This window comes from Catellatospora sp. IY07-71, from assembly GCF_018326265.1.
Lineage (GTDB): Bacteria > Actinomycetota > Actinomycetes > Mycobacteriales > Micromonosporaceae > Catellatospora.
In genome coordinates this window covers 5,698,517-5,718,853 of record NZ_AP023360.1, presented here as the reverse complement: position 1 = coordinate 5,718,853, position 20,337 = coordinate 5,698,517, and the positions used below count along the sequence as shown (strand labels likewise).

The window sequence follows — 20,337 nt, the reverse complement described above, 5'->3', positions numbered from 1 at the left end:
CCCACGGCGCTGCCCCGGCCCTCCCGCCGGGGCAGCGCCCCTTTTTGGTCCCCCCTCTCCCCCGCCGATCTTGCGCGAAGCGTGGGTACGACACGCACCAACGGGGCAAATGGGCAACAGTTCGCGCAAGATCGACGCGATCTTGGGGACGGGAGCGGGGCGTGGCATGCTGCGGGCATGCGGGTGATGGTGGTGGGGGCGGCGGAGCTGACGGCGGCGGGGCGGGCGGAGCTGCGGGCGATGCTCGACGGCGCGTTCGACGGGGACTTCGACGACGATGATTGGGCGCACGCTACGGGCGGGGCGCACGTGCTGGCGTTCGACGGGGACGAGCTGGTCGGGCACGCGTCGGTGGTGGGGCGCACGCTGTGGTACGACGGGCGGCCGCTGCGCACCGGATACGTCGAGGCGGTCGCGGTGCGGCACGGGTATCGGGGGCGCGGCCGGGGCACTGCGGTGATGGAGCAGGTCGCGGCGCTGATCGAGCGGGAGTACGAGCTGGGCGCGCTGGCGTCGGCGGAGCTGGCGATGCCGCTCTACCGGCGGCTGGGCTGGCGGCTGTGGCTCGGGCCGACCCACGTCAACGGCCCGGACGGGCGCGTGCCCACGCCGGACGAGGACGGCGGCGTCTTCGTGCTCACCCGCCCCGGCGGCGACCCCGATCTCGACCTTACCGAGCCGCTGACCTGCGACTGGCGTACCGGCGACGTCTGGTGACCGCGGCCGGGCCGCCCGCCGGACCGGCTGCCTCTGATCGCCCGACGCCCCGGCGCTGGTAGATCTTGTGCGTTTGTTGCTGTCCGGACGACACGAAGTGCACAAGATCGGCTGCTGCCGGGCGGTGCGGGCCGGTGCGGGCACCGTTCCCGGCGGTGGGTGAAGATGGTGGTCATGACGGCTGGGATCTCCGGGGCCGATCCGCTCGTGGAGCGGATGCGCCCGTTCGGCACGACCATCTTCGCGACCATGTCGGCGCTCGCGCTCAAGACGGGCGCGGTCAACCTGGGGCAGGGCTTCCCGGACACCGACGGCCCGGCGGAGATGCTGGACGCGGCCGCGCGGGCGCTGCGCGAGGGGTACAACCAGTACCCGCCCGGCCCGGGGCTGCCGGTGCTGCGCCAGGCGGTCGCCGCGCACCAGCGGCGGTTCTGGGACCTGGAGTACGACCCGGACGGCGAGGTCGTGGTCACCGCCGGGGCGACCGAGGCGATCGCGGCCGCGATCCTGGGCCTGTGCGAGCCGGGCGACGAGGTGGTCTGCTTCGAGCCGTACTACGACTCGTACGCGGCGAGCATCGCGCTGGCGGGGGCGGTGCGGCGGCCGGTGACGCTGCGGCCGGGCGACGGCGGGCGCTACGGGTTCGACCCGGCCGAGCTGCGCGCCGCGTTCGGGCCGAGCACCAGGCTGGTGCTGCTCAACACCCCGCACAACCCGACCGGCAAGGTGTTCACCCGCGAGGAGCTGACCCTCATCGCGCAGCTCTGCCAGGAGTTCGGCGCGTACGCGGTCACCGACGAGGTGTACGAGCACCTGGTCTTCGACGACGCGGGCACGCCGCACATCCCGCTGGCGTCGCTGCCCGGCATGCGTGAGCGCACGCTGCGGATCTCGTCGGCGGGCAAGACGTTCTCGTGCACCGGCTGGAAGGTGGGCTGGGCCAGCGGGCCGACCGCCCTGGTGTCGGCGGTGCTGCGGGTCAAGCAGTTCCTCACCTTCGTCAACGCCGGGCCGTTCCAGCCCGCGGTCGCGGTGGCGCTGAACCTGCCCGACGACTACTTCACCGGTTTCACCGCGGGCCTGCAGGAGCGGCGCGACCAGCTGCGCGCGGGGCTGGCCGAGGCCGGGTTCGGGGTGCTGGCCGCCGAGGGCACGTACTTCATCACCACCGACATCCGGCCGCTGGGCGGCTCCGACGGCATCGAGTTCTGCCTGGGGCTGCCCGAGCGCAGCGGCGTGGTGGCGATCCCGGCGCAGGTGTTCTACGACGACGTCGACGCGGGGCGGCACCTGGTGCGGTTCGCGTTCTGCAAGCGCCCCGAGGTGATCGCCGACGCCGTCGCCCGGCTCAAGCAGTGAACCGGGCCGCCGCGGGTGCCCGCCCGCGGCGGCCCGGCCGACCGCGGGCTGCCCGGTCCCGCGGTCGATCGACGGCCCGCTCCCTGGCCGTCTTCAGTGGTGGCTGACGGTGGCGCGCGGCATCGCGCCGGACTGGAGCAGCTCCCACATGTGGCGGCGCCGCGGTTTGCCGCTGGACGTGCGGTGGATCAGCCCGCGGCGACCGGCGACCACGGTCAGGAACGGGTCGGGGCCGAACTCGCCGCGCAGCTGGGCGGCCACGTCCTCGGTCCACGGGCCGGGGTTCGCCTCGACGAAGACGACCAGCCCCGGGCGGCCCTCGCGCAGCGCGCCGACCACGACGACGTTGCCGCGTTCCACCCCGGCCGCGGCGGCGACCTTGACGTCGAGGTCCTCCACGTACACGTTGCGCCCGCGCAGCTTGACGCTCTCCCCCATCCGGCCCAGCACGTACAGCTGTCCCTCGTGGAGGAATCCCGCGTCGCCGGTGCGCAGCTCGCCGTCGACGAAGCGGGACGAGACGCCCGCCCGGCCCGCGTGGTATCCGGCGGCGACGGAGCCGCCCCGGACCGCGATCTCGCCGAGGCAGCCGTCGGGCAGCTCGCCGCCGTCATGGTCGACCAGCCGGACGGTGAGGTCGTCGGCCGGGTCGGGCAGGCCGTGGCCGATCATCCAGCCGGAGCCGGGCGGGGTGTCCGCCTCCGACAGCCGTCCCTTGGCGTCGAGCTGGACCGGCTCGCCGAAACGCAGCTTGGCCCAGTCGGGCCGGACCACCTCGGCCAGGTCGCCGGGCGGGGGTGACGTGACGGCCAGGGTGCACTCGGCCAGGCCGTACGACGGCTGGAAGGTGTGCGGCCGGAAGCCGGTCCCGGCGGCGAACCGGGCGAACCCGGCCAGCGCCGCGACGTCGGTGGTCTCCGCCCCGATGCAGACCGACTTCCACTCGCTGAGGTCCAGGCCGGCCAGCCGTTCCGGCTTCACGCGCCGGGTCGCGTACGCGAACGCGAACGACGGCGACGCCGACGCCGTGGCCTTGCCCGGCGCGAAGCAGGCCAGCCAGCGCAGCGGGTCGCGGATGAACTGGTCCGGGCGCATCAGCCACAGCGAGCCCTGGTGGCAGATCGGGAACAGGAACAGCCCGATCAGCCCCATGTCGTGGTAGAGCGGCAGCCACGAGGCCATCGCGTCGCCGTCGCGCCACGCGTTCATCCGCGCGATGATCCGGAAGTTGGCCGCCAGGTTGTCCCAGGTCACCCGCACTCCACGCGGGCGGCCGGTGGACCCGGAGGTGAACTGGAGCAGCGCCAGCTCACCCCGCGGCTGCGGCGTCAGCTCCTCGGTGGCGTCCTCGCGGGGCACCAGCGGCGCGTCGGTCCGCCCGGCGGCGGCCATCGCCCGCACCGCGACCGGCTCCAGCCCGGCGCTGGTCACCACGAGGCTCGGCTGCGCCTGCTCCAGGATCGCGGCCACGTGTGCGACGTACTCGTCCTCGCGCTGGAAGCTGGGCGGCACGACGGGGCAGATCGCCGCGCCGGCCGCCCACACCCCGTAGATCACGGTGAGCACCGGGTAGCCGGTGGGCATCAGCACGCACACCGCGTCACCGGGACGCACCCCGGCCGCGGCGAGCTGCGCGGCGGTGCGCCGGGCGGCCGTGGCCAGCTCCGGGTAGGAGGCGTAGGTCCAGCCGCCGGTCTCGTCGGCGAGGTGCACCCCGCGGTCCGGATGCGGCTCGGTGAGCCATCCGGTGTGGATGTCCGGCACGTCGTCCCCCCTGGATTGGCCGGTGTGCTCTGCTGCGGAGAAGGCGGCTCCAGGGACACCCCCGCATCCCTGGAGCCGCGTGTCAGGCGACCCTGACGGGTGCGCCGAGCCTCGGCGTGAACCGCCCGGTGCGACCCATGTACTCCTGGTACTCCGCGCCGAACTCGGAGACCGCCAGGCGGCGCTCCTCGCGGGCGGCGGTGAGGTTCAGCGCGATCACGCCGTAGAGGAACGTCGCGCCGGTGACCCAGTGTGGGTGGTAGAGCAGCGCGGCGAACAGCGCGAAGATGAACGACGCGTAGAACGGGTGCCGGATCCAGCGGTACGCCCCGTAGGTGACGATGCTGCGCGGCGCGTCGTTCTCCTGGTGCCACAGCGAGATCGGGATGCGGTGGGTGCCGAGCGTCATCCAGATCAGGGCCACCGACGCGACGCTGAACGGCACCGCGGCCACCGCGAGCCACCGCGACCACGACGCGGGCGCCAGCGCGGCCCAGCCGGCGAAGTACGCCCCGACCAGGAACAGGCACGCGACGAAGAACGGGCTCGCCGTCGCCCACCAGCGGGCGTTGAGCGTGCCGTCGGACCGGAAGAAGATCCGCGGCAGGATGCCGATGAACGCGAAGTTCAGGGTCAGCAGGACCAGGACGGGCTCGTTCAACGCAGGGCGTCCTCTCGTACGGGCAGAGCGGGTGACGGGACAGGGGCGGCGGGGCGGCGGCCCGGCAGCCACCAGTTCCACCGGCCCATCAGGCGCATCGAGGCGGGCACGATGACCAGGCGGATCAGGGTGGCGTCCAGCGCGACGGCGACGGCCAGGCCGAAGCCGAGCTGCTGGATCGGGTTGATGCCGGTGAGGGTGAACGCGCCGAACACGGCGAGCATCAGCACCGCCGCACCGGAGATCAGCGGCGCGGTGCGGGCCAGGCCGGTGGCGACGCTGACGGTGTCGTCGCCGGTGCGCTGCCACTCCTCCCGGACCCGGTTGAGCAGGAACACCTCGTAGTCGGTGCTGAGCCCGAACAGGATGGCCAGCAGCAGGATCGGCACGAAGTTCTGCACGTACCCGTGGCTGACCGTGCCGAGCAGCTCCACCCCGAAGCCGTGCTGGAACACGATCGCGAGCAGGCCGAACGTCGCACCGACGGACAGCAGGTTGAGCACGATCGCCTTCAGCGGCAGCAGCAGCGACCGGAACGTCACCAGCAGCAGCACGTAGATGATCAGGAGCATGATGCCCAGGACGTACGGCAGCTTGTCGCTGATGGCCTGGTTGGCGTCGACGCCCTCGGCGGTCTCGCCGCCGACGACGCCGCGCAGGCTGTCCTGCGGCAGCTTCGCGACCTCGGCCCGCACCCGGTCGTAGAGCGCGATGACACCCGGGCTGGCCGCATGGTCGTCCGGGATGACCTCCAGCACGACGGTGTCGCGCTCGGCGGAGACGAAGTGCTCGACGGTCTGGCGGGCGTCGGCCGGCAGCCGGTCGAGCGCGGCCAGCGCCGCGACCGGCCGGGCCGGATCCACCGCGCGCAGCACGTCCAGCGGCGAGTCGACCCGCTCGACGTGTGGCAGCGCGCGCAGGCGCTCGGCCAGGCCGGTCAGCGCCGCCCCGTGCGCGTCGGTCAGGTCGCCCGCGACGGTCACCACCACCTGCATCGGTGAGGCGGCGCCGGAGCCGAACTGCTCACGCATCAGGTCGTAGCCGTAGCGGACCGGCGAGGACTCGGGCACCACCCTGGCGTCGGGCGTGAACGTGCTCATGCCCAGGCCGGGCACGGCCAGCGCGATGAGCGCGATCGCCGGGGGCAGCAGCCACAGCACCGGACGGCGCATGATCCGCATCGCCAGCCGGTACCACGGGTTCTCGGACACCTCCAGCGAGCGGGCCCGGCCGCCGGGCAGCTTGACCGCGCCCTTGAGCACCCGGTCGCCGAGCAGGTAGAGCACCACGGGCAGCACGAGCACGCTGCTGAGCACGGCGAACGCGACCACCAGCACGATGCCCAGCGCGATCGAGCCGATCACGTTGAGCGGCACCAGGAACAGCGCGGACGTGGACAGGGCCACGATCAGGCCGGAGAACAGCACCGTCTCGCCGCTGGTACGCAGCGTGGTGACCAGCGCCTCGAAGCGGTCGCGGCCGCGCCGCAGTTCTTCGGCGTACCGGGAGATGATGATCAGGGAGTAGTCGACGCTGACGCCGAGGCCGATCATCGTGGCCGCGTTCTGCACGAAGATGGACAGCTCGAACCGGCTCGCCAGCAGGGACAGCAGGCCGAAGGTCAGGCCGAGGGCGGTCATGCTGACCACGAACGACACCGCGGTGGCCACCACGCTGCGGTACAGCCACAGCAGGATGACCAGGATCAGCGGGAACGCGATCAGCTCCGCCTCGGTGAGGCTGCTCTGGCTCAGCGCGTTGATCTCGCCGAACAGCGACGCGGCGCTGACCAGCGACACCCGCAGCCCTTCGGCGGCGAACCGGTCGGCCAGCTCGCCCTGCACGCCGGGCAGCACCCGGCGCGCGGTGCCGTCGTCGACGTCGAGGCCGACCAGGGTGACCACGGTGCGCCGGTCGTCGCCGACGAACGCGTCCCGGCCGGGGCCGGTGAGGCTGAGCCAGCCGTACGAGCTGGCCGCGTCCAGCCGCTCGTCGTCCAGGACCGCCCGCACCGCCCGCCCGGCGCGCTCGGCGAACTGCGGGTCGGCGGCGGTGTGCCGCTCGTCGTGCACGAGCACGACCAGGTTGCTCTCGCCCCGGCCGGTGAAGCCGGAGCGCAGCGCCTGGGCGGCGAGCTGGGAGTCGGAGCCCGAGACGTACCAGCCGCCGCCGCTGAGCTTGCCGGCCAGCGGCAGCGCGGCGACCCCGGCCCCGGTCAGCACCACGAGCCAGGCGGCCAGCAGCAGCCACCGATACCGGCGGATCGCGTGCGCGAAACGCTCAGCCATGGTTCGCCGCCGACCGCGCCCGCACGTCGGCGGCCTGCGTGGTGTTGAGCAGCTCGACCAGGTCACCGACGGTGCTCACCCGGTGCAGGTCCTCCTGGGTGAAGATGGCGTCGAACTCCTCCTGCAGGTCGACGGCCATCTCGACCAGCAGGAAGCTGTCGAGAGCGAGTTCCTTCAGCGTCGTCTCGGGGCGCAGCCGGTCGACCGCGACACCCGAGGTGACGCTGATCCGCTCGGCGACGGCCGCGAAGGTGGCCTGCATCGCTTACTCCGTTTCGGTTCCGTGGTAGTGCTCGGTGGTCTCGCCGAGGAACTCCAGGCGCTGGCCGTACTCCGCCAGCGTCTTGGCGTAGACCTCGTCGTCGGCGGCGGTGAACCGGGCCAGGGTCGTGTCGATCAGCTCGGCGCCGTACTTGCCGGCCAGGTCGGCCAGGGCGTCGCGGACGTACTTCACGTGCCAGCGCTCGTCGAGCATGATCTTCTGGATGGTCGCCTTCGCCAGCGGATGCGTGCCCGCGTAGCGCTGGTGGCGGCCGTACTGGCCGATGACCCGCTTCTCGAAGACCTGGGTGATCGCCATGACCTCCATGACGTTGGCCGGCATGCCGACCGCCTCCAGGTACTGGTCCTGGTAGGCGCGGTTCTGCGGGACCGGCGTCAGGTCCATGTCGTCCAGGCATCTGGTCCAGTAGTTGGCGTGGTTGGCCTCGTCGGTGAAGTGGTGCGTGACGTCCACCAGCAGCGGGCCGCGTACGGTGCGGGCCACCCGGCCGAAGAACAGCGCCCCGTTGATCTCCGAGGCCCGGTAGTAGCTGAGCAGCCAGCGCTCGTTCTCGCTCACGGCCTGCTTGTTCACAGCGCGCCCTCCAGCTGACGGGTCACCGGCTGCCGGCCCCAGCGCGAGGCGACCAGGTGGTCGCAGACCGCGTCGGCCAGCGCCAGCGGATCGGGCGCCGCGTAGCCCGGCCAGGCCGCGCGCAGCGCCTCGTTGCGGAACGTCTTGTGCAGGTAGAGCTGCGTGCCGAACGGGGCGACCGAGGCCACCGCCTGCTCGATCGGGCCGCCCTTGAGCCGCCGGGCGATGTCCACCATGTCGTCGAAGCTCTGCCGGTCGCAGTAGATCGGGCGCATCAGGTTGCGCCGCCGGAAGTTGTCGTCCCGCTCGTACACGTCGAACGTCAGGTCGATGAGCTGCCCCAGGGTCAGCGTCTGCGCCGGGTCGGGGGTCACGTGGTAGATCCCGGCCGGGACCTCCGGGCGGACCAGGTGCGCCACGGCCGCGCTGGTGAACGCCGCGGTGCCCAGCGCCAGCGGGGTCGACGGCTCGCCCGGCATCAGCGACAGCAGGCCGTAGTAGAACAGCTTGAGCGTGTTGTGGAAGGCGTTGTACTGCCCCACCGTGCCGCCGTCGTCCTCGGCGATGACGGTGGGCAGCCGCAGCACCGACAGCGGCAGCCCGCTGTCGAACAGGTGCTGCTCGGCCCGCCACTTGGACCACTCGTAGAAGTTGACGAACCCGGCGTCCTCGTGGCGTCGCTCGGGCACGTCGCCGGTGTGCCGGCCCGCGGTGTACAGCGTGGACAGCAGCGTGAAGCGGCCCAGGTCCGGGCAGCGCCGGGCGAACCGGGCCAGCCGCACCGTGCCGTCCACGTTGACCCGCTGCGCGGTCTCCCGGTCGACGCTGAACCGGGTGACGGCCGCGGCGTGCACGATCGCGGTCACCCGGCGCGGGTCCACCTCGGCGAGCGCGTCGTCGCGGGTGAGGTCCGCGCCGACCACGGTGACCCGGCCCGGCGCCGCGCGGCCGAGCTCGGCGTCCAGCCGCTCCCGCTTGGCGGCCAGCTCGGCCGCGTCGGCGGCGCGCACGGCCAGCACGAACTCGCCGTCGGTCGTCTCCAGCAGCGCCGACACGGCCCGGCGGCCCAGGTAGCCGTCGGCTCCGGTGATCAGGATGCGCATGCGCGTGCTCCCTCGCTCACAGCTGCACCTCGCGGGCCACCGTGCGGGTGGCCACGGTGACCGCCGCCTGGGCGGGCGACGGCCAGTCGGACGGGTCGAGGCCGTGCCGGTCGGTGATCGCCCACAGCCAGCGCTCGATCCCGAAGGCCAGGCAGGCGGTGTTCACCGGGCGCCCGGCCCGGCGCAGGCCGAACGCCGCGCCGAAGTGGTCGTGGTGCAGGTTCACCGACGCGATGGCCAGGTCGCCGCCGTAGGTGGCCTCGTGCTTGCTCGGCTGCAGCCGCTGCATCAGGTACTGCGGGTTGTCGCGCGGCCGGAAGAACGGATCGGTCGCCGTCGGCCACGCCACCGGCAGGTCCAGCAGCCCGAGGAACTCGTCGGTCACCGCGCGGGCCTGCGCCAGGAACGCCTCCGTCTCGTCCTGCGTGCCCAGGCACACGATCTCGCGCATGGTGAACGCCCACTGGCGGCGCAGCGGCTCGTAGCGCTCCTCGTGCCGGTAGCAGGTGTTGCGGGTGGTCAGGTACACCGGCGCGGAGAAGCTGCTGCCCTCGTGCGCGTGGTAGAGGTGGTAGCAGGCGGCCGGGGTGAGCACCGAGGTCACCGGGGCCAGCGGGGTGAGGTCCACCGCGCCGCTCTCGGTGACCGGCTCCCCGGCCAGGAACTCGTCCAGATGGGCCGGGTCCAGCCGGACCGGGAACGTCGCCTGGTGCGGGAACGAGTGCAGGTAGTCCAGCCGCTGCAGCCGCTCGGCGGGCAGCGCGGCCGGATGCCGCTCGTCGGCCGCCTCCCAGACCGAGGCGAGGGTACGGAACGCCCGGTCGCACTCCTCCGCCAGGCGCAGCAGGGGGCCGCTCAGCCCGGCCTGGCCGGTCTCGTACCAGCGCAGCCCGATCGAGGACAGCCCCGCCGACACGGTGACGGTCACGACGCCGCCCGCGCCGGGCCGAACTTCGCCAGCAGCGTGTCGATGTCGCGGAAGTCGCCCGCGCCCAGGTCCTCCACGTCGATCGGCTCGCCGCGCAGCCGCTCCAGGAGCAGCAGCAGCTCCGGCACGTGCAGCGAGCGCAGGTAGCGGCGCTCGAACAGCGGGGTGGTGCCGGTCAGCTCGGCCGGGTCCAGGTCCCTGGCCTTGCCGAGGATCCACTCCCGCAGCGCCTGGCGGATCTCGGGCTCAGAATGCATCGGCAGGCTCCTTGACCAGGATTCCGGTGGAGGTGAGGTGACCGAGCAGCTTGGTGGAGGTGCGCCGCCGGTGCTCGCGCTGCGCGGGCGCGGCCCAGGCCTGCTCGGCCAGGTCGTACGGGTCGGCCAGCCCGGCGTCGGCGTACACGCCGGGGTTGTAGTACTCGCGCCAGCTGGTGACGAGGAACTGGGTGAGGTGCTCGCGCACGTCCTCGATCAGCTCGTCGTCCCAGGCGGGGGCGCAGGCCCGCCACATCGCCTCGACGAGGCGGCGCCCGAAGATCAGGTGCCGCGCCTCCTCGAAGTGGTGGTTGTTGTTGATGAAGCGGGCGACCGGGTGCAGGCGCTCGTCGCGGCCCTGCCACCAGTTGTAGCGGTCGACGATCTCCTCGAAGATCATGACCCGGGCGAAGAACAGGAAGTCCTCCACGTCGCGCGGCCGTTTCACCTCGAACGACACCTGCTTGGTCGGGTAGACCCGGGCGTAGCGGGTGCAGAAGCCGCCGAAGAAGATGCTGTGCTTGTTCTCCTCGTCGAGGAAGTGGTGCAGGTAGTCGGCCACGTCGGCGAGGTCACGCCGGTAGAGCCGGGCGGCCAGCCCCTGCATGAGGCCCTTCTCGCCGTGGATGTTGAGGCTGTAGAAGTTGGCCGCCTCGTGGAACGCCAGCCGGCAGCGCGCCCGCTCGTCCAGGGTGTCCCAGACCGGCGTGCCGTACAGGCTGAGCAGCTCCGGCGAGCTGAACCACTCCGTCTCCGGGTCCACCGACTCCGGCCAGTCCACGGCCGTGTACGGATTCTGGTAGGAGCGCTGCGACAGCCGGCTGAGCCGGTCCGAGGTCTCCTTCAGCGACGCGATGGCATCGCGCAGCCGCGCGGCGGCGGTGACGGTCACACCGCCTCCAGGATCAGGCTCTGCCAGTTCAGCCCGAAGCCGGCCATCATCAGCACCACCCGCTGGCCTGGCCGCAGCTGCCCGGACGCGATCAGCTGCGCCAGGTTGACGATGTTGTCGGCCGAGATGATGTGCCCGGCGTCGGGCATGGACGGGAACCACACCCGGTCGAGCGGCACGCCGAGCAGCCGGGCGAGGATCTGCCAGGCCTTGTCGTTGGTGTTCTGGGTGACCACCCAGTCCACGTCGGCGACGGTGAGCCCGGCCCGGTCCAGCGACTCCCGGAACAGCCGGTGGGTGAAGGAGAAGTAGGAGCCGACGGTCTCGTCGTCGGTGGCCTGGCCCAGCGCGCCGTTGGTGATCTGGTGCGCGCTCACCAGCCGGAAGCCCTCCGGCTCGCGGCCCACCAGGCAGGCCGCGCCGCCGTCGGAGATCAGGTTGTACGCCTGCTCGTAGATCGCGCCGTCCGGGAAGCGGTCGGCCGTCACGCACAGCACCTTGCGCCAGCTCGGCTCGGCGGCCAGCAGCGCGCCCGCCAGGCGCACCGAACCCGGCATCGCCGTGCACGCCTGCTGGTTCAGGCCCAGCACCACCGCGTCGGTGAGGCCGAAGGCGGCCTGCAGGCGGCTGGCCGGGAAGTCCATCAGGTGCTTCACGTCGCGGGTGCGGGCGAACTCGGCCGGGTCGCCGGCGTTGCCGTTGAGCGGCAGGCAGGTGGCGTAGACGATGGCGTCGATCCCGGTCAGCCGGCCGGTCTCGGCCAGCTGCTGGGTGACCGCCTCGGCGAGGCCGTACGCGGACTCCCCCGGCTCGCACAGGTGGTGCCAGGCGAAGCCCGCCGACTCCAGGTCCTCGGCCGACGACAGCAGCCGTCCGGCCGCCTCGGACTCGGTGACGTGTGTCTTGCGGGAGCCGAGCGCGTACACGAAGTCGCTCACGTACACGTTGGACATGCGCCATCCCCTCGCGGTCGCTCCAGCCTGCTGCCCGTCCGTGGGCGGGGTCCATGAAACCGCAGCGCGCAAGCCGAACGGAACGTCGCCGCAGCAAGCTGCCAGCGGAGGAGCCGCCGGCGGGCGGAGTGTGACCACAAGCTGCCAAGCCGCCGTCCCGAAGTCCGGACGCCTGTCGCCGATGCGACGGAGATCGTTGTCTACGCAGGTGACATTGTTCTCAGCCGCCCGGGCGGCCGAGTCGCAGGCGCAGGTCAGCGTCGGCAATGCGCCGGTCTGACCCCAATCAGCGCCATCGTTCGCCCTGCTGACACCTTTCCGTGATTGCGGGACCGTCCACATTGGCCTAGGCTCGTGATCTTGAAGCGCCGTGCCGCCCGGACAAGGCTCTGTACAGCTGCGCAGTCGCCACACGTGTACGGACGGGAACATCGGCCGGAAACATCCCGATCGTAGTTTGTGGATGGCTACGTGCGTGGAGGGGCGCGCGGCCGAAACATTCGAGCACGTCATGTTCCTGCCAGCAGTCCGAAACTCGGGGGGAGTTTTGATGAAGGCATCGCAGAGCGGCCTGCCGCACCGGGGGTTCCACGAACCCCGGGCAGGTCACCCCAGGTCACGTCCGTTCGAGCCGGCACCGGACCACCACGACGAGGTGGAGACGGTCCTGTCCCAGGCCCAGGAGCTGATCGAACGGGCCATGTCGCGGCGGCGCGGCAACGGCCACCACATCCGCCACCTGCCCGGCGACGACGCGGTGTTCCACGCGGTGGCGGGCGAGGCGATCATGCGGGCGCGCCGCGAGGTGCTGTGCGTGCTGTCGGCCGGGGACATCGCCGACGACCGCCGCAACCACACCGTCGACCTGCTCCGGCACGCCGACCGGCGCGGCGTCCAGGTCAAGGCGCTGGTGCCGGCCTCGGCCACCGGCCCGCTGGCCGCCGCGGACCGGGCGCTGTGCGACCACCCCGGCTTCCGGTCGTGGGACTTCCAGGGCCAGAACCTCGTCATCACCGACGGCCGTGAGGCGATCCTCCGTAACAGCGCCGACGACCGGGCCGGCGCGCAGACGGTGCTGCTGGCCGCCCAGCCACTGGTGCACTTCCTTTGCAGCGTCTTCGAGGTCAGCTGGGGTGCGGGCACTCCCCTGGCCGAGATCGCCCGGCTCAGCGACAAGCTGCGCGAGGAGACGGCGCAGTCGGTCCTGACCTACCTGGGCGCGGGCACCAAGGACGAGGTGGCCGCGCGGCGGCTCGGCATGTCGGTCCGCACCTACCGGCGGCACGTGGCGGAGATGATGCGCGACGTGAGCGCGACCTCCCGCTTCCAGGCCGGCGTGCGGGCCGCCGAACTGGGCCTGGTCAGCCGGGGTGGTGGGGCGATCGCGACAGCGGTCGACGACGGCCCGGCGCAGGACGAGCCCGAATGACGTGACGGCTGCCGGGCGCTCTCCCACCTGCCGGACGTATGCGGCGGGCGGTCGGCGCCACCCGCCCACCAGGTTGCCGACACCGTGTCAGTAAGATGCCGACATGTTGTCAGCAAAAGAGGTCGGACGGTGCCCGTGTTCCTAGCCGTCCGCGAGCTCCGCTTCGCCCGTGCCCGTTTCGCGCTGATGGGAGCGGTCATCGCTCTCATCGCCGTGCTCATGGTCCTCCTCTCCGGCCTGTCCCAGGGCCTGGTCCGCGACGGCGTGTCCGGGCTGCAGCAACTGCCGGTCACCTCACTCGCCTTCAACCACGGCGTCGCACGTGACGCCGCGTTCACTCGCAGCGTCATCAGCCTCGACACGGTGGACGTCTGGTCCCGCCGGCCGGGTGTGACCCAGGCCGCCCCGTTCGGCAGCGCCCTGATCAACGCCCGCAGCGGCTCGGGCGTCGAGATCGACCTCGCGCTGTTCGGGGTCGACCCCGGCTCGTTCCTCGCCCCACAGGTCGCCACCGGGGCACCGCTGGCAGCCCCTGACGGCATCGTGGTCAGCAGCACCGCCGTCGATGCGGGCCTGCGACTGGGTGACACCGTGACCGTGGACCGGCTCGGCACCCGGCTCACCGTCGTCGGCGTGCTGGCCGAACAGCACACCTTCGGCCACGTCGACGTCGCGTATCTGCCGCTGGCCGCATGGCAGGCGATCCACGCGGGCGCCGGGCCGGACGAGCCCGTCCCCGATCGCGCCCGGCGGGAGATCACCGCGGTCGCGGTCCGGGGCGACGGCGTCGATCTGGCTGCAGGCGACGCCGCCGCGGGCACGGAAAGCATGACCCTGGCCGAGTCGTACGGCGCCTCTCCCGGCTACACCGCCGAGACGTCGACGCTGACCCTCATCCAGGTGTTCCTGTACCTGATCTGCGCACTCGTCGCCGGCGCGTTCTTCACCGTCTGGACCATCCAGCGCAAGCACGAACTCGCCGTGCTGCGCGCGCTCGGCGCGCCCACCGGCTACCTGCTGCGCGACGGGCTGGCGCAGGCGCTGGTGCTGCTGCTGGCCGCGGCCGCCGTCGGCATCGGCGCCGGGGTCGGGCTGGGCTCCCTGGTGGGCGGCGGCGTGCCGTTCGCACTGGAGGCGCGAGCCGTGGTGCTGGCCGCCGCACTGCTGGTGGGCCTGGGCCTGACCGGAGCAGCGGTGGCCATCGCCCGCATCGCCGCCGTCGACCCGGCGACCGCACTGGGAGGAAACCGATGAACGCTCACCCCGAGACCAGCCGGCAGGCCTCCACCACGGCCTCTCTCGACCCCACGCCGCGAGACGGCCTCACCATGCGGGACGTGACCTTGCGGCTCGGCGACGGCGACGACACCGTACGCGCACTCGACAGCGTGCACCTCACCGTGGCCGCGGGCGAATTCGCGGCCATCGTCGGCCCCTCGGGATCCGGTAAGTCCAGCCTGCTGGCGGTCGCCGGCGGACTGGCCGTGCCGGATTCGGGAACGGTGACCATCGCCGGGCGGCCGATGACGGCGGCCTCCCGCCGGGCCCGGACCGCGCTGCGGCGGGAGCTGGTGGGTTTCGTCTTCCAGTCCGGCAACCTGCTGCCCGCGCTGACCGCCCTCGACCAGTTGCGCCTGCCGACCCGCTTCGCGTCAGCGGGCGCGGTCCACCGTGACCCCATGGAGCTGCTGGCCGAGGTCGGCATGGCAGGCAAAGCCGACCGGCGGCCCCATCAGCTCTCGGGCGGCGAGCGCCAGCGAGTAGGGATAGCCCGCGCGCTGGTCACCGGGCCGCGGCTGCTGCTGGTCGACGAGCCCACCGCTGCCCTCGACCAGGCGCGCAGCCGCGACATCGTGCAGATGCTCGCCCGGGAGACCAGCCGGCACGGGGTCGCCACGGTGATGGTCACCCACGACACCGAGGTGCTGCACTTCTGCGATTCCGTCTACGAGATGATGGACGGTGCACTGAGCAGGAGATGACCGCGGGGAGGGTGCGTGCCGAGGATTCAGGCGGCCACGGTCGCCGAGCACCGTTCGTTACAGCGCCGTGCCCTGCTCGACGCTGCCCGTGAGATCCTTGCCTCGGGACAAACCGAGGCGCCGAGCCTGTCCGCTGTCGCGCAGCGGGCAGGCTTGGCACGCCCCAGCGTCTACCAGTACTTCAGATCACGGGAAGACCTGCTCGAAGCGGTCATCGCGGATATGTTCCCCCGCTGGTCGGGCTTCGTCGCCCAGCGCATGGACCGGGCGGCGACCGCGGCCGAGCAGGTCCTGGCGTACGTGGACGCCAACCTGGAGCTGGTCGCCCAGGGCGAGCACGCCGTCATGCGCGGCCTGGCCATGGCGGCGCCGGGGGCCGCCCTGGCCGAATCCAGCAGGGTGCTGCACGAGCAGCTGCGCGTGCCGCTCGTCGACGCGCTCGCCCGGTCGGGGTCGACGCAGCCCGAGCACATGGCCGAGCTGATCCAGGCAGTGGTGCGGGCGGGGTCCCAGATGATCGAGAATGGAGTCCCGCCGGACGGCGTTCGAGAGCTCGTCAAGCAGCTGCTTGCGCCATACCTGCACGCAGCTGGCGGGAATCGGCCCGAGAAGTAGCCCGGCCGGCTCTGCGGTGCCGTCATGCTCAGGGCACGAAGGACAGGAAGAGGAAGACGCCGAACAGGGTCAGGTGCACCATGCCCTGCATCAGGGTGGCCCGGCCGGGCGCGACGGTCAGCACGGTGACGATCAGGGTGATCGCCAGCAGCACCATGTCCTTCGGGCTGAGCCCGAGGATCAGCGTGTTCGGCAGCCAGATCGAGGCGACCGCGAGCGACGGGATGGTCAGGCCGATGCTGGCCAGCGCCGAACCCAGGGCCAGGTTGAAGCTGGTCTGCACCCGGTTGCGGGAGGCGGCGCGCACCGCCGCGGCCGTCTCGGGCGCCAGCACCAGCAGCGCGATCGCGACACCGACCACGGCGTGCGGCGCCCCCACGGCCACCACGGCCTTCTCGATCGCCGGGGCCTCGATTTTGGCCAAGCCGACCACCGCCACCAGGCAGACCAGCAGCAGCATGAGGCTGAGCCAGGCGGCCTTGCGGGTGGGTGGGTCGGCGTGGTGGTCCTCGCCGGTGTCCACCGGCAGGAAGTAGTCGCGGTGCCGGACCGTCTGCACGAACACGAACGAGGCGTACAGCACCAGCGAGGCCACACCGGCGAAGGCGAGCTGCGGGCCCGAGTAGACCGGGCCGGGCGCGCTGATGGTGAACGCGGGCAGCACCAGGGCCAACGTGGCGACCGCGCTCAGCGTGGCCAGCGCGGCGGTCACGCCTTCGACGTGGAACTCCACCTCGCGATGGCGCAGCGCGCCGACCAGCAGGCACAGTCCGACCACGCCGTTGCAAACGATCATGAAGGCGGCGAACACCGTGTCCCGCGCCAGGGGCGACGGACCAGAGCCCGCCGAGGTCATCAGCATGATGATCAGGCCGACTTCGATGACGGTGACCGCGATGGCGAGGATGAGCGTGCCGAACGGCTCACCGACCCGGTGCGCGACGATCTCGGCATGGTGCACCGCGACGACCACCGCGGCGACCAGCGCGACGGCCACGATGACGATGGCCGGGGCGGACAGCGGCCGTCCCCAGGCGAGCGCGAGCACTACCGCGGTCAGCGGCGGGATCGCCGCCCACCACGACAGGGCGCGCGCGGTCTTCAGCATGTACCGAGGCTACGGCGGACAAACCGCTTCTACCTGCGTAATCCTCGCATCAGGGCAGCCGGCCGTGCCCGCGCCGCCCGGCGGCACTAGATTCGGCGCGTGCTCTCAGGTTCCCGCGCCGCAGGATGGCGGCGGCTGGCCGCGCTGACCGCCGTGTTCGGACTCGCCGCCTGCGGCAGCGCCACGCCCGAGGCCGCACCGGCCTCCCCCGTGTTCGTGCCCGGCTCGGCCACCCCCGGGCCGTCCGCCGCGGTGGCGACCCCCGGCCCGAGCGCGGCCGCCTCCCCGTCGTCCGCGGCCGCATGCGGGGTGTTCCCCGCGGACAGCGTGTGGCGGGCCGACGTGTCGAAGCTGCCCGTGCACCGTTCGTCGGCGGCCTACGTGAGCAGCATCGGCGCGGCCGCGCACATGCACCCCGACTTCGGCTCGGGCACCTGGGAGGGCGCGCCGATCGGCATCCCGGTCACCAAGGTCAAGCCGGGTCAGCAGACCGTCAAGGTGAGCTTCGAGTACGCGTCCGAGAGCGACGAGGGCCCCTACCCCGTCCCCACCGACGCCAAGGTCGAGGGCGGGCGCGGCAGCGACGGCGACCGCCATGTCATCCTGTACGACGCCGCCGCGTGCAAGGTGTACGAGCTGTACGCCGCCTACCCGTCCGGGTCCGGCTGGCGGGCCGGGTCGGGCGCGATCTTCGACCTCCGCTCGCACAGGCTGCGCCCCGCGGGCTGGACCTCGGCCGACGCGGCCGGGCTGTCCGTCTTCGCCGGGCTGGTCCGCTACGAGGAGGTCGCCGCCGGGCGGATCGGCCACGCGCTGCGCATCACCGTGCCGCGCTCACGCAACAGTTACGTCTGGCCCGCCCGGCACGCCGCCTCCGGCTCCTCGGACGCCAACCTGCCGCCGATGGGCCTGCGCCTGCGCCTCAAGGCGAGTGTCGACACGTCGAAGCTGCCCAGGCAGGCCCGCATCATCGCCGAGGCGATGAAGACCTACGGCGTCGTCGTCGCCGACAACGGCTCCCCGTGGTACCTGTCCGGCGCGCCCGACGAGCGCTGGTCCAACGACGCGCTGCGGGCGCTGAAGGAACTCCAGGGCTCCGACTTCGAAGCGGTGGACGTGTCCGGGCTGATGGTCTCGAAGAACTCGGGCGCGGTCCGGCCAGGCTGAACGCGGCTACAGCACCTTGGTGGTCACCGTGGCCGGCAGGCCGAGGAAGCGGCCGTGGTGGTCGGCGGCGGCCTGCACGGCGTCGGCCTGGGCACCGTCGAGCGGCGCGTAGACCAGCACCTCGACGGCGACCTCGCGGCGGCCGACGGTGCGCTTCCAGTGGCCCGCGAACTGGCTCCCGATGATCAGCACGCCGTTGTAGACGGGGCGGTCCCAGCGCTGCCCGCTGCCCAGCCCGGCGACGTTCAGCAGGTGCTTGCTCTCCGAGTAGCCGACGATGTACTCGTCATACCCCTGCAGCAGGTGCGCGACCGGCGGGTCCGCGTCGGCGGCCGTGGGCGGCGCGCCCGCGAACCAGTAGGTCAGGCCGTCCGCCTCAAGGCTGTCCAGGCTGCCGCGCACCAGGTCCAGACCGCGCCGGATCTCCGCCTGGGTGAGGCTCGACCACCAGCGGAAGTCCTTGATCGTGGCCGGGCCGTGGCTGGTGAAGTAGCGCAGGGTCAGCTCGGCCAGCGCGGCGTCGGCGTCCAGCCGCCGAGCCTGCGGCGCCCGCTCCGCCAGCAGCGCGTACGTGTGCTGCCTGCCGCGCATCGCGCCGCTGCAGATCAGGCCGTTCAGCTCGGCGTTCATCAGGATGTACGCCATCCGGAAGCCCTCGGTGCCGATGCCCGCGGCCTCGAACTCGGCGGCCAGCTCCTTACGAGTCAGCTGCCGGCCGGTGAGCAGCTCCACCAGCATCGCGTCGCAGCGCTCCCGCAGCGGCTCGTCGAGCGCGAGCTGCCGGTAGTAGTAGGCATTGAGCTGGTGGACACGCGGCCCGGTCACCGTCAGCAGCCAGCCGATGTCCTCCGGCGCGACGAAATGCCACGTCGGCCGGAGCACGTGGGTGCGCAGCACGGCGCCCTCCGCGAACGCGCCGTGCACCGCGGCCTCCCCCGCCCCGGCGATGCGCGCGCCGACCGACCAGGTGGCGGGTCCGTAGTCCTGCGACTGCACCGCGCCCAGGCGCGCGACCACCCCGGCCGGGGTGCCGTCGCCCGGTGCGCGCAGCCCGAGGTTGTGCATCCGCCAGGAGGCGAGCCGCAGAGCATCCATTGCCGCGATGCTAGCCGGGAGGGGTGACACCGGGCAGGATGGCGGGATGGAGCTGGAGCCGTTCCTGCGCACGGCGGCCGACCTGATCGCCGTGCCGTCCACCGCCGACCGCCCCGCCGACCTGCACCGCGCGCTCGACCTGGTGCTCGGCGTGGTGGGACCGGGATTCACCGTCGAACGGTTCGAGTCCGCCGGCAAGCCGAGCGCGCTGCTGTACCGGCCCGTCGACGGACCCCGCCCGGCGTTCCCCGTGATCCTCAACGGGCACCTGGACGTGGTGCCCGGGGCACCGGAGCAGTTCACGGCCCGGCGCGAGGGCGAGCGCCTCTACGGCCGCGGCACCCAGGACATGAAGGTGTCGGCGCTGGTGATGGCGTACGTGTTCGCCGAGCTGGCCCCGGTTCTGCCGTACCCGCTCGCGCTGCAGCTGGTCACCGACGAGGAGGTCGGCGGGCGCAACGGCACCCTGCACCAGCTCGAACAGGGCGTCACCGGACAGTTCGTGGTCATCGGCGAGCAGAGCGGGCTGGAGATCGTCACCGACTCCAAGGGCATCCTGCAGGCCCGGCTCACCGCGACCGGGCGGGCCGCGCACAGCGCCTACCCGTGGCACGGCGACAACGCGCTGCTCACGATCATGGCGGCGGTGCGGGCGCTGCACCAGGCCTACCCGCTGCCGCAGACCGAAGCCTGGGCCACGACGGTGAACCTGGCCCGGCTGGACACCCCGAACAGCGCCTTCAACCAGGTCCCGGCGGCAGCCGAGGCGTGGCTGGACATCCGCTTCCCGCCCGGCGAGCCGGGCTTCGACGGGCGTACCGCCGAGCAGATCGCCGCCCGCCTCGGCGACATCTGCGGTCCCGGCGTCACGGTCGCGGTCGAGCACGCCGACGCGCCGCACCACGCCGACCGGACCCGGCCGGAGGTGGTGGCACTGCGGCATGCCGCGCAGGCCCAGGGCTTCCCGGCCGGTTTCCTGCGCAAGCACGGCGCCGCCGACGGCCGCTTCTACTCCCAGCGCGGCATCGACGCGGTCATCTTCGGCATCGGCGGCGCGGGCCTGCACGGCCCCGACGAGTACGCCGACCTGACCACGGTCATGCCGTACCACCGCGCCCTGCGCCAACTGCTGCAGGGTCTGCCCGGACGGCCGTGACGGCACA

At 72.5% G+C, this 20,337-nt stretch carries 20 protein-coding genes; 8 read left to right on the top strand and 12 right to left on the bottom strand.

The window, feature by feature from the left end:
- Positions 1–177 precede the first annotated feature (177 nt).
- Positions 178–717 (top strand): GNAT family N-acetyltransferase, encoded by a 540-nt coding sequence (locus CS0771_RS25325; RefSeq protein WP_212843330.1) that lies wholly within the window; start codon positions 178–180, stop codon positions 715–717.
- Positions 718–891: 174 nt separating this feature from the next.
- The gene (locus tag CS0771_RS25320) at positions 892–2,076 is read left to right on the top strand and encodes a pyridoxal phosphate-dependent aminotransferase (protein WP_212843329.1); all 1,185 of its coding nucleotides are present in this window, start codon (positions 892–894) and stop codon (positions 2,074–2,076) included.
- A 93-nt stretch (positions 2,077–2,169) separates the two neighbouring features.
- Here the strand turns inward: CS0771_RS25320 and CS0771_RS25315 are convergent, their stop codons facing one another.
- The 10 genes from CS0771_RS25315 to CS0771_RS25270 all read right to left on the bottom strand — a co-directional run bounded on the left by CS0771_RS25315 (position 2,170) and on the right by CS0771_RS25270 (position 11,778).
- On the bottom strand, positions 2,170–3,840 hold the full coding sequence (locus tag CS0771_RS25315; RefSeq protein WP_212843328.1) for an AMP-binding protein: 1,671 nt from the start codon (positions 3,838–3,840) through the stop codon (positions 2,170–2,172).
- An 82-nt stretch (positions 3,841–3,922) separates the two neighbouring features.
- Entirely contained in the window at positions 3,923–4,501 is a 579-nt protein-coding gene (locus CS0771_RS25310; protein ID WP_212843327.1) for an isoprenylcysteine carboxylmethyltransferase family protein, read from the bottom strand.
- A complete protein-coding gene (locus CS0771_RS25305) occupies positions 4,498–6,789 on the bottom strand; it encodes an MMPL family transporter (protein ID WP_212843326.1) in 2,292 nt (763 codons plus the stop codon). The genes CS0771_RS25310 and CS0771_RS25305 overlap by 4 nt, the downstream gene beginning before the upstream one ends.
- Positions 6,782–7,051, bottom strand: coding sequence for an acyl carrier protein (locus tag CS0771_RS25300; RefSeq protein WP_212843325.1), 270 nt, complete (start codon positions 7,049–7,051; stop codon positions 6,782–6,784). The genes CS0771_RS25305 and CS0771_RS25300 overlap by 8 nt, the downstream gene beginning before the upstream one ends.
- A 3-nt stretch (positions 7,052–7,054) precedes the next feature.
- Entirely contained in the window at positions 7,055–7,645 is a 591-nt protein-coding gene (locus CS0771_RS25295) for a ferritin-like domain-containing protein (RefSeq protein ID WP_212843324.1), read from the bottom strand.
- On the bottom strand, positions 7,642–8,748 hold the full coding sequence (locus tag CS0771_RS25290) for an SDR family oxidoreductase (protein ID WP_212843323.1): 1,107 nt from the start codon (positions 8,746–8,748) through the stop codon (positions 7,642–7,644). Before CS0771_RS25290 ends, CS0771_RS25295 begins: the two co-directional genes overlap by 4 nt.
- Before the next feature lie 16 nt (positions 8,749–8,764).
- Positions 8,765–9,676, bottom strand: a complete 912-nt coding sequence (locus tag CS0771_RS25285) for a hypothetical protein (protein ID WP_212843322.1) — start codon at positions 9,674–9,676, stop codon at positions 8,765–8,767.
- Positions 9,673–9,933, bottom strand: coding sequence for a hypothetical protein (locus CS0771_RS25280; protein WP_212843321.1), 261 nt, complete (start codon positions 9,931–9,933; stop codon positions 9,673–9,675). Before CS0771_RS25280 ends, CS0771_RS25285 begins: the two co-directional genes overlap by 4 nt.
- On the bottom strand, positions 9,923–10,825 hold the full coding sequence (locus tag CS0771_RS25275; protein WP_212843320.1) for a diiron oxygenase: 903 nt from the start codon (positions 10,823–10,825) through the stop codon (positions 9,923–9,925). The genes CS0771_RS25280 and CS0771_RS25275 overlap by 11 nt, the downstream gene beginning before the upstream one ends.
- Entirely contained in the window at positions 10,822–11,778 is a 957-nt protein-coding gene (locus CS0771_RS25270) for a 3-oxoacyl-[acyl-carrier-protein] synthase III C-terminal domain-containing protein (RefSeq protein WP_212843319.1), read from the bottom strand. Before CS0771_RS25270 ends, CS0771_RS25275 begins: the two co-directional genes overlap by 4 nt.
- A 550-nt stretch (positions 11,779–12,328) precedes the next feature.
- Between CS0771_RS25270 and CS0771_RS25265 the strand changes: the two genes are divergently transcribed.
- From CS0771_RS25265 to CS0771_RS25250, 4 genes are all read left to right on the top strand, one after another.
- The gene (locus tag CS0771_RS25265) at positions 12,329–13,207 is read left to right on the top strand and encodes a hypothetical protein (RefSeq protein ID WP_212843318.1); all 879 of its coding nucleotides are present in this window, start codon (positions 12,329–12,331) and stop codon (positions 13,205–13,207) included.
- 129 nt (positions 13,208–13,336) lie between these two features.
- Positions 13,337–14,461, top strand: a complete 1,125-nt coding sequence (locus CS0771_RS25260; RefSeq protein ID WP_244871020.1) for an ABC transporter permease — start codon at positions 13,337–13,339, stop codon at positions 14,459–14,461.
- On the top strand, positions 14,458–15,189 hold the full coding sequence (locus tag CS0771_RS25255) for an ABC transporter ATP-binding protein (RefSeq protein ID WP_212843317.1): 732 nt from the start codon (positions 14,458–14,460) through the stop codon (positions 15,187–15,189). The genes CS0771_RS25260 and CS0771_RS25255 overlap by 4 nt, the downstream gene beginning before the upstream one ends.
- A 15-nt stretch (positions 15,190–15,204) precedes the next feature.
- On the top strand, positions 15,205–15,804 hold the full coding sequence (locus CS0771_RS25250; protein ID WP_212843316.1) for a TetR/AcrR family transcriptional regulator: 600 nt from the start codon (positions 15,205–15,207) through the stop codon (positions 15,802–15,804).
- A gap of 28 nt (positions 15,805–15,832) precedes the next feature.
- Here CS0771_RS25250 and CS0771_RS25245 read toward each other — a convergent pair whose 3' ends face one another.
- Positions 15,833–16,912: a calcium:proton antiporter gene (locus CS0771_RS25245; protein ID WP_212843315.1), complete on the bottom strand. Its 1,080-nt coding sequence runs from the start codon at positions 16,910–16,912 to the stop codon at positions 15,833–15,835.
- 99 nt (positions 16,913–17,011) lie between these two features.
- On the opposite strand from CS0771_RS25245, the gene CS0771_RS25240 reads away from it, so the two are divergent.
- Entirely contained in the window at positions 17,012–18,079 is a 1,068-nt protein-coding gene (locus CS0771_RS25240) for a hypothetical protein (RefSeq protein WP_212843314.1), read from the top strand.
- Between the two features lie 6 nt (positions 18,080–18,085).
- Here CS0771_RS25240 and CS0771_RS25235 read toward each other — a convergent pair whose 3' ends face one another.
- Positions 18,086–19,174, bottom strand: a complete 1,089-nt coding sequence (locus tag CS0771_RS25235) for a winged helix DNA-binding domain-containing protein (RefSeq protein WP_212843313.1) — start codon at positions 19,172–19,174, stop codon at positions 18,086–18,088.
- A 46-nt stretch (positions 19,175–19,220) separates the two neighbouring features.
- Between CS0771_RS25235 and CS0771_RS25230 the strand changes: the two genes are divergently transcribed.
- On the top strand, positions 19,221–20,330 hold the full coding sequence (locus CS0771_RS25230) for a M20 family metallopeptidase (RefSeq protein ID WP_212843312.1): 1,110 nt from the start codon (positions 19,221–19,223) through the stop codon (positions 20,328–20,330).
- The last annotated feature ends 7 nt before the right edge of the window (positions 20,331–20,337 follow it).